The 6,926-nt window shown below is 69.2% G+C and carries 7 protein-coding genes; 6 read left to right on the plus strand and 1 reads right to left on the minus strand.

Features of this window, described 5'->3' with window-relative positions; genetic code table 11:
• Positions 1-60: 60 nt before the first annotated feature.
• The 6 genes from AC6LJ9_RS29985 to AC6LJ9_RS30010 all read left to right on the plus strand — a co-directional run bounded on the left by AC6LJ9_RS29985 (position 61) and on the right by AC6LJ9_RS30010 (position 6,196).
• Positions 61-1,041, plus strand: a complete 981-nt coding sequence (locus tag AC6LJ9_RS29985) for an AraC family transcriptional regulator (protein ID WP_498150365.1) — start codon at positions 61-63, stop codon at positions 1,039-1,041.
• Positions 1,042-1,163: 122 nt separating this feature from the next.
• Positions 1,164-1,460 (plus strand): N,N-dimethylformamidase alpha subunit family protein, encoded by a 297-nt coding sequence (locus AC6LJ9_RS29990; RefSeq protein ID WP_212317364.1) that lies wholly within the window; start codon positions 1,164-1,166, stop codon positions 1,458-1,460.
• 37 nt (positions 1,461-1,497) lie between these two features.
• Positions 1,498-3,741 carry a N,N-dimethylformamidase beta subunit family domain-containing protein gene (locus tag AC6LJ9_RS29995; protein WP_498150366.1) on the plus strand — a complete coding sequence of 748 codons (2,244 nt, stop codon included), beginning with the start codon at positions 1,498-1,500 and terminating at the stop codon, positions 3,739-3,741.
• 87 nt (positions 3,742-3,828) lie between these two features.
• Entirely contained in the window at positions 3,829-4,092 is a 264-nt protein-coding gene (locus tag AC6LJ9_RS30000; protein WP_212317360.1) for a hypothetical protein, read from the plus strand.
• 9 nt (positions 4,093-4,101) lie between these two features.
• Complete coding sequence (locus AC6LJ9_RS30005) at positions 4,102-5,625, plus strand: sodium:solute symporter family protein (RefSeq protein WP_498150367.1); 1,524 nt, start codon at positions 4,102-4,104, stop codon at positions 5,623-5,625.
• 40 nt (positions 5,626-5,665) lie between these two features.
• Positions 5,666-6,196, plus strand: a complete 531-nt coding sequence (locus AC6LJ9_RS30010) for a DedA family protein (protein WP_498150368.1) — start codon at positions 5,666-5,668, stop codon at positions 6,194-6,196.
• Between the two features lie 36 nt (positions 6,197-6,232).
• Here the strand turns inward: AC6LJ9_RS30010 and AC6LJ9_RS30015 are convergent, their stop codons facing one another.
• Complete coding sequence (locus tag AC6LJ9_RS30015; RefSeq protein ID WP_498150369.1) at positions 6,233-6,745, minus strand: GNAT family N-acetyltransferase; 513 nt, start codon at positions 6,743-6,745, stop codon at positions 6,233-6,235.
• Between the last annotated feature and the right edge of the window lie 181 nt (positions 6,746-6,926).

The raw sequence follows: 6,926 nt of genomic DNA on the forward strand, positions 1-6,926 counted from the left end.
GCGCAGGTCCGGGCCGCAGCGCGCAGTCGCGGTTCCATAAAACCATACAGGGGAAGCATCATGGCTCACGTGCACAGCACGATAGGCGTGGATTCGTCGCGCCAATTGCTGAAGTGGCAGCAGATCATGGGCGACGTGTACTACCGCGTCGATATCGTGGGCGACCGCAAGCATGGCATCCGCGGCAAGCTGGCCGAACAGGCGCTGGGCCGGGTCAGCCTGACGCGCTTCGACTCCGACCGGCAGCGCGTGCTGCGGACCCGGGCCCATATCGCCAGCGACGGCGATGACAGCTACGTGCTGGTCTTTCCCGAGACCGGGCCGCTGTACTTCGAGCACCAGGGGCGCAACGGCTATGTGCAGGCCGGCGGCTATGTCATGGTGCGCAGCAGCGAATACTACGAGCTGTCCTGCGCCGACAATTTCCGCAACACCACCATCCGCATCCCCGCCCAGGCGCTGGAAAGCGAGTATCCGCGCGCCTGGACGCATTGCGCCCGGGCGCCGCGCGGCCCCGGCGAATTCGCCGGCGTGGTCCGTGGCTTCGCGCAGTCGGCGTGGCGGCTGAACGACGCGTCGCGCCAGCGGCTCGGGCCGGCGCTGGCCTCCGAGGTGGCGCGGCTGGTGGCGATCCTGCTGCGCGGCGAGGAGGACGAAGGCGACGAGGCCGGCGCGGCGGAAGGCGGCCGGCGCGGGACGGACTGGCTGTACCGGGAGATCGTCAGCCGGATCCGGGGCTGCGACGCAGAGACGCCGCTGAATGCCGCGCAGGTGGCGCAGCAGCTGCGCATCTCGCCGGGGTACGTGCACCGCATCCTGGCGCGGCACGCCACCAGTTTCGGCGAGCAGCTGCGCGAGGCGCACCTGCAGCAGGCCTACGAGATGCTGGCCGACGCCCGCCTGAACCACCTGACGATCAAGGAAGTGATGTACCGCGCCGGGTTCAGCAATTTCTCCCACTTCTGTTATGCGTTCAGGCAGCGCTTTGGCTGTACCGCCGGCGAGCTGCGCCAGCGCGGGGCCGCGCCCGCCGTCTCCTGACACGCAGTGATGCCCGGCGGTCCGCCCGCCGCCGGACAAACAAACCGTGCACTCCCACGACATTCCCGCCGGGCGGGGGTTGATATCTTGGCCGCAAGCGATTTCAACCCAAGGGGAACACGATGACACCGCACTCCGATCCCGGGCTGGCCGAGGAATTCCGCGCCCGGCCCTGCGGCCCGCACAGCGAGCCGCTCAAGCGCCTGCTGGAACGCTTTCGCGGCGTGGCCGTGGCGCACAAGCACGTGCTGGTCGAACTGTCGCACTACGGCCCCTGGCAGGCCGCCAGGCTCGGCGCGACGCGCGACGATCCCGTCGAACTCATCGCGGGCGCGGTCTTCGACCGCATCGAGGACGCCGAGTGGTTCGTCTTCAAGGCCCGCTGGGAACAGCACTTCGGGCAGGCGCTGCAAGACTGACGGCGCCGGCAATGAGCGCAAGCATGGGAGACAGGCAATGAACAGCAGCATTACCGGCTATAGCGACAAGATCAGCGTGGCGGGCGGCGAGACGATCGCCTTCAAGGTGAGCGCGCGGCCCGCCCGGCCGTATGAGGCGCGGCTCGTGCGCATCATCCACGGCGACATGAATCCGGCGGGGCCCGGCTACAAGGAAGAGCATGTGCCCAGCGGCATCGAGGGGCGCCATGACGGACGGGAACAGCGGATCTACTGCGGCTCCTGGGCCTGCGTCGACGGCAACCGCCATTTCGCGCGGCTGCGCTCGATGACGCTGCAGGCCATGGTCTGGCCCACCCGGCCCGGCGGCCGGGCGCAGACCATCATGAGCCTGTGGAATCCGGATACCGGCCAGGGGGTGCGGCTGGACATCAATGCCCAAGGCGAGCTGGAGGCGGTGCTGGCCGACGGCGGGCGGACCGAGACCCTGGCCAGCGGCAAGCCCATGCTGGCGCGCGAGTGGTATTCGGTGGCCTTGGCAATCGACGCGGAAGAGGGCGTGCTCACCTTGCATCAGGTGCCGCACCGCGTCTATGCCCGCGTCGACGACCGCTCCCGCGTACAACAGCGGCGGACGGCGCCGGCGCTGGACGGGCAGACTCTGTTGGCCTTCGCCGCGACGCCCGCGCCGGATGGCGGCCGCGTCGTCGGCACGGCGCTGATGAACGGCAAGATCGACCGTCCCCGGCTGAGCGCCCGCGCGCTGGACGAGGCAGGGATCCGCGCGCTGGAAGATCCGTCGTACCAGGGCATGCGCACGGCCGGCGTGGTGGGGGTGTGGGATTTCTCGCGCCGGATGGAATCCGAGTCGATCGAGGACATCAGCGGCAACCAGCTGCACGGCCGCACGTTCAACCTGCCGGTGCGCGCGATGAAGGGCGCCAACTGGACCGGCGAGGAAATGAACTGGCGCCATGCCCCGCAGCAGTACGGGGCGATGCACTTCCACGACGACAGCGTCCACGACGCCGGCTGGGAAACTGATTTCTCGCTGACCGTGCCGCCATCGCTGCGGTCTGGCCTGTACGCGGCCCATCTGCGCTGCGGCGACGACGAGGAGTTCATCCCCTTCGTGGTCCGCGCCACGCCTGGCCAGAGCGGCAACCGGATCGCCTACCTGGTGCCCACCGCCAGCTACATGGCCTATGCCAACGAGCACATGCCCACCGACGCGCCGCTGGCGCAGCTGCTGACCGACCAGGTGGCGGTGCTGCGCAAGAACGATCTGTTCCTCAGCGAACACCGCGAATACGGCAACTCCTGTTACGACGTGCACAGCGATGGCGCGGGCGTGTGCTACACCTCGCGGCTGCGGCCCATCCTGAACATGCGGCCGAAGTACCGTTCCTGGCTGGGCGGGCGCGGTTCCGCGCTGTGGCAGTTTAACGCCGACACGCATGTGACGGACTGGCTGGAGGCAGCGGGCTACGGCTACGACTGCCTGTCGGACGAAGACCTGCACTACCAGGGCGAGGCGGCGCTGGGCGACTACGACGTGCTGGTTACCAGCAGCCATTCCGAGTACTGGTCCAAGGAAATGTGGGACGCGGTGGACGCCTTTCGCGGCCGGGGCGGGCGCATCATTTCCATGGGCGGAAATACCTGGTACTGGCGGGTGGCCTTCAATCCCTCGGTGCCGGGCGTGATGGAGGTGCGCCGCAACGAGGACGGCACCCGCGCCTGGGCGGCAGAGCCGGGCGAGTACTACCACAGCTTCACCGGCGAGTACGGCGGGCTCTGGCGGCGCCAGGGCCGGCCGCCGCAGATGATCGCCGGCAACGGCTTCATCGCCCAGGGCTTCGACGATTCCTCGTACTACCTGCGCGTGGAAGGCAGCTTCGATCCGCGCGCCCGCTTCATCTTCGAGGGCATCGCGGACGACGAGCGCATCGGCGACTTCGGGCTGGTCGGCAACGGCGCGGCCGGGCTGGAGCTGGACCATGTCGACCGCCTGCTGGGCAGCCCGCCGAACACGCTGGTGCTGGCGTCCTCGACCGGCCATTCCGACATCTACCAGGTGGTGGCCGAGGAAATCCTCATCAACTACCCGGGCACCGGCGGCACCGTCAGTCCGCTGGTGAAGGCGGACCTGGTCTTCTACGAGACCGCCGCCGGCGGGGCGGTGTTCTCGACCGGGTCCATCGCCTGGGCCGGCAGCCTGTCGCACAACGGCTACGACAACAACGTGTCCCGGATCATGCGCAACGTCATGAACCGCTTCCTGGATCCCGAGCCGTTCTAGCCCCGACCCGGCCCTTCCACTTTCCTTCCCATCGCGCCGCCCCGGGACCGTCCCGCGGGCGGCGCAGCCGGCGCGCCGGAGGCCCCCATGAAAGACCTGATCATCAAACTGCCGGCGCGGGCCAAGTCCGCCATCGTCGGCCTGTGGCTGGGAGGCTGCCTGCTGCTGGCGGTGTTCCCGCCGTTCTACCTGGCCGCGGGCGGCCAGCGCGCGCTGGTGCTGGGCATGCCGCTGGCGATCGCGTACTGGCTGATCGACGCCGTGCTGCTGGTGGCCGGCATTGCCTTGCTGATGCGCGTGGAGCGCCTGCGCGGCGAGTTCGGCGACGAGCTGGACAACGAAAATTCCTGAGAGAACGCCATGAACGGATCCCCCCTGATCACCTTCGGCATGCTGTTCGGATTCACGGCGTTGATCGTCGTGATCCTCTATGCCACCAAGCGCAGCAGCGGCACCTTCACCGACTACGCGGTGGGCGGCCGCTCCTTTTCCGCCTGGTTCATCGCCATGTCGTACACCAATTCGTGGTGGCCCGGCGCCACCTACACGGCCTTCTTCGGCCTGAGCGCCGGCGCAGGTGTGCTGGGCCTGTACGCGCTGGCCTACTCGCTGCTGGGCGTGACCGCCATGTACCTGATGGCCGAACGGGCCTGGGTCTGGGGCAAGCGCTTCGACCTGCGCACCCAGTGCGACATGCTGGGCATGCGCTTCGATTCCAAGGCGGTGCGCGTGATCGCCAGCCTGATCGGCATCATTTGCCTGTTTCCCTGGCTGGTCCTGGGCATCCAGGCCATGGCCGTGCTGTTCCATTTCGCCAGCTTCGGCACCTGGAGCGTGGGCGCCAGCCTGATCGCGGGCGTGGCCCTGATCGGCGTGCGGCAGATATGGACGGTGCAGATGGGCATGCGCGGCCTGGTCATCACCGACCTGGCGCAGGGCATCGTGGCCTATGGCGGCAGCGCGCTGCTGTGCCTGGGCCTGCTCTGGTTCAGCCGCGAGGCGTCCTACGCGAATCTCGCGACGCTGCCGTCCGAGCTGCTGCGCCTGCCGGGGCAGGGCGGCCAGTACGGCATCTGGTACGTGTCCAGCCTGATCCTGACGGGCGTGATCGGCTCGCTGTGCTGGCCGACCAGCTACCAGCGCATCTACACCGCCAGCGGCGTGGGCGCGGTGAAGAAGGGCACGGTGCAGACCATGATCGTGGCCGGCGGCTTTTACGCGTTGCTGACGCTGGTGGCGCTGGCCGCCAGCGGCCTGGACGTGGTCAGCGCCAAGCCGCAGGACGGCTGGTTCACGCTGCTGTACCACGTCGGCGGTGAATGGATGCTGGGCCTGGCCATCGTCATCGTGCTGGCCGCCAGCATGGGCTGGGTGGACGGCTGCGTGCAGGTCTGCGGGGCACAGATCGCCAATGACATCGTGCAGGTGGTGTCGCCGCGCACGGACCGGCAGATGACCATCATCGCCAAGGCCTCGATGGCGGTGTTCATGATGGGCGCCTCGGTGGTGGCCTTCCTGACCTATGACTTCCCGCGCCTGCAGCTGCTGGCGCAGATGTCCTACCAGGGCATCGTGCAGCTGGCGGTGCCGCTGTTTCTGGGCATGTTCTGGCGCGGCGGCAACCGCATCGGCGCATTGCTGTCGATGGGCTGCGGCTTCACGCTGGCGGCGGTGCTGACCTGGTTCTATCCCGACGACATGCCGGGGCTGGGCAGCCTGACCTCGGGCGTGCTGGCGCTGGGCGTCAACCTGCTGTTGTACCTGGGCTGCCACGTCTGTTTCGGCCAATCGGCGCAGGAGCGCGAGCGGGTACGGCGCCTGTTCGACGCGGGGCGCGCCAAGGCCGGCGCGCCGGCCGGGTTGCCGCCCGAGCCTGCGTGCTAAGGTGGGCGCTTTTCCGGACCTGCCGCGCTCCCGTTCCACGATGCCCGATTTCTTCGGCAACCTCATCGACCAGATCCTGGGCTTTGCTCGCGCCCACGAGCAATGGCTGCCGGCCCTCGGCTTTGCTTTCGCCTTCGTGAAGTCGTTGCCGCTGGTGGCGCTGTTCGTGCCGGGCACGGCGCTGCTGCTGTCGATCGGGGCCGTGCTGGGCGCGGGCGCGGGGCAGTTCGCGCCGGTCTGGCTGGCCATCGCGATCGGCGCCGCGCTGGGCGACTGGGTCGCCTATGCGCTGGGCGTGAAGGTCGGGCCGGCGTTGCTGCAATGGGCGCCACTGCGGCGCCGGCCGCGCCAGGTGCTGCGCGCGGCGGCCTTCATCAAGCGCTGGGGCGTGCTGAGCATCGTGCTGTGCCGTTTCTTCGGACCCTTGCGCGCCACGGTGCCGACGCTGGCCGGCATCTTCGAGATGCGGCGCGGGCCGTTCCAGGCCGCCAACTGGGCTTCGGCGTTCCTGTGGGCGGCGGCGCTGCTGGCGCCGGGCTGGGCGGGCGTGGGCTGGTTCACGGGGCGTTAGCGCCAGGCCTGGCGCGAGGGCAGGCGCGCCCGGGATTCAACGCGGACCGGCGTCGCGCAACCTGGCCATGGCATAGGCGTTGACATGGCGGCCGTCGCGCACCGCGTAGTCGCGCAGTTCGCCCTCGACCTCGAAGCCGTGCTTGCGGTACAGGGCGATGGCGGGTTCGTTGTCGGTATAGACCATCAGTTCCACCCGGCGCAGGTTCATCCAGTTGTCGGCCACGTCGAGCAGCGCGCCGAGCAGGCGGCTGCCGATGCCCTGGCCGTGCCAGCCCTTCGCGACCGCGATGCCGACGCTGCCGCAATGGCTGCGCCGGACGCGTTCGAATTGTTCCAGGCTGGCGTATCCAGCCACCTCTCCCTGCACCGTGGCGACCAGGCCGACGCGCCGTTCGCTGTCCTGTTCCACGCGCTTGCGCCATCGTTCCAGCGACGGGTAGGGCAGTTGCAGGACCTGGCGCGCGACGTCCGGATCGCCATGTAGCGCGGTGATGCCCGCGGCGTGTTGTTCGGAGGCGCGTTCGATCAGGACGGGGGCGGGGGCCATGGAAGCGGTGTGGGAGTTGATGAGGTTCGCAGTATAGATTCGCGCCGGCGGCATGCCTGGGCGCCGCTGCCGGCGCGGCGTCGTTCGCGCCTGTTCAGCCGCCCGCGTTCACGCCGCCGCCGCGTCGGCCTGCAGCCAGTCGCGCAGCCGCGCCAGCGCGGGGCCGCCTTCAGCCTGCGCC

This window comes from Achromobacter sp. 1011811831 (assembly GCF_059760905.1).

Bases quoted from the DNA above. Each gene is read 5' to 3' on its own strand.
- AC6LJ9_RS29990 (WP_212317364.1), top strand. From the start codon at position 1,164: ATGACACCGCACTCCGATCCCGGGCTGGCCGAGGAATTCCGCGCCCGG.
- AC6LJ9_RS30015 (WP_498150369.1), bottom strand. From the start codon at position 6,745: ATGGCCCCCGCCCCCGTCCTGATCGAACGCGCCTCCGAACAACACGCC.
- AC6LJ9_RS29985 (WP_498150365.1), top strand. From the start codon at position 61: ATGGCTCACGTGCACAGCACGATAGGCGTGGATTCGTCGCGCCAATTG.
- AC6LJ9_RS30000 (WP_212317360.1), top strand. From the start codon at position 3,829: ATGAAAGACCTGATCATCAAACTGCCGGCGCGGGCCAAGTCCGCCATC.
- AC6LJ9_RS29995 (WP_498150366.1), top strand. From the start codon at position 1,498: ATGAACAGCAGCATTACCGGCTATAGCGACAAGATCAGCGTGGCGGGC.
- AC6LJ9_RS30005 (WP_498150367.1), top strand. From the start codon at position 4,102: ATGAACGGATCCCCCCTGATCACCTTCGGCATGCTGTTCGGATTCACG.
- AC6LJ9_RS30010 (WP_498150368.1), top strand. From the start codon at position 5,666: ATGCCCGATTTCTTCGGCAACCTCATCGACCAGATCCTGGGCTTTGCT.